Genomic DNA, 1,396 nt, shown 5'->3' on the forward strand with positions numbered 1-1,396 from the left:
CAGGGTCATTGCATGATCGGGATCTGTCTGGGTTCGTCACGTGAGACCGAGGGCTCGTAGGGGCCGGTGGTAGTCGCGGGCGGTGTGGCGGAGGGCGGCGGCGATGTTGGTTTGGCCGTCTTGGCGGAGGACGCTGATGGCGAGGTTGCGCAGGGAGGCCATGGCGCGGGGCAGGGTGCCGGTGCGGACCTTGGAGTCGTCTTCGCGGAATGTGCGGTCCCGGACATGGTGCAGGAGGTTCTCGATACCCCAGTGGCCTCTGATCCAGGTGGCGAGCTCGGTGCAGGTGGCGTCGAAGACGCTCAGGCTGGTGATCAGGTAGACGCGCTCGATGGTCAGCTTCCCTGTGCTCAAGTCGCGTCGCCACCGCACGACTTGGATCGCCTGGCGGGCGCCGGGGTAGTCGAGGTGGCTGAACGCGGCGACCTTGAGCCGGCGGACCTCGTCGCGGTGGTGGGCGTGGTCGCGAGTGCGGTGCCCGAGCGGGATGTCCCGCCAGGGCAGCTTCCTGACCTGGGCGTACAGGCCCGGATGGTTCTTCTTCACGACGGCCACGTAGTGCGCGCCGCGACGGGTCAGATAGGCCCCGTGACCGTGCTGGGTGTGCAGGGCGTCGGCGGTCACCACCGAGTTCTCCAGCTCGAGACCGTCCAGCAACGGCGCGAAGGAAGGGATCTCGTTGCTCTTGGAAGCGACCTGCCGCTGGGCCAGGACCACGCCGTGGTGGTCCATCGCCGCCAGCAGCTGAATCGCCGCGGCCGCCCGGGTCCGTGAACCGCGGACCACCTTGCCGTCGACCGCGATCACCCGCCGCACCGGCTCCTTCTCCGCGTCCGGCTCGACCGGGGGCGGCGTTCTGGCCTGCAGATACGCGCTGATCGCCGCGTCCAGCGCGTCACCGTCCACACGCTGCAGCAAGCGACGCACGGTGGCGGCATGCGGCACCGGCCGCAGACCGGTAAGCGGATCGGCCGCGAAACCGAGGACACCCAGCACATGCTGCGGGGCATCCGTGATCCACTCGCTGATCGCGATGAGCGAGCGAGCCCCGGTCAGCACCGCCGAGACGGCTGCGCACAGCAACGCGAGGGCCGGATACCGCAGTCCTCGCGCATCGCGGGGATCAGCGACCAGGATCAGGAAACGCCGCAGGTCAGAAACATCGCTAGAGGTGAGGGGATCAGTCCGGGAGCCCAGTTGCTCCAGTGCGGAAGGGATGGGCGATGATGTTCGGGCAGGCACGGTCTCGCTCGGTTCTCATGGGTCTCGACAACCACATGATCACCAGCACCGTGCCTGCTTTGCTCTCCCCTACCCCTTGCCGCACAACAGACATGACGACACGTCACACTCGAGACCGACGAACCGGACCAATCCCAATCGTGCAATGCCCCTG

At 67.6% G+C, this 1,396-nt stretch carries 1 protein-coding gene; it reads right to left on the reverse strand.

Annotated features, from left to right (window positions below; all coding sequences use genetic code 11):
* Positions 1-36: 36 nt before the first annotated feature.
* Positions 37-1,242, reverse strand: coding sequence for an ISAs1 family transposase (locus ABZV34_RS39505; RefSeq protein WP_356288141.1), 1,206 nt, complete (start codon positions 1,240-1,242; stop codon positions 37-39).
* Positions 1,243-1,396 lie beyond the last annotated feature (154 nt).

This window comes from Streptomyces sp. NPDC005195 (genome assembly GCF_040608315.1).
Taxonomy (GTDB): Bacteria; Actinomycetota; Actinomycetes; order Streptomycetales; family Streptomycetaceae; genus Streptomyces; species Streptomyces kaempferi.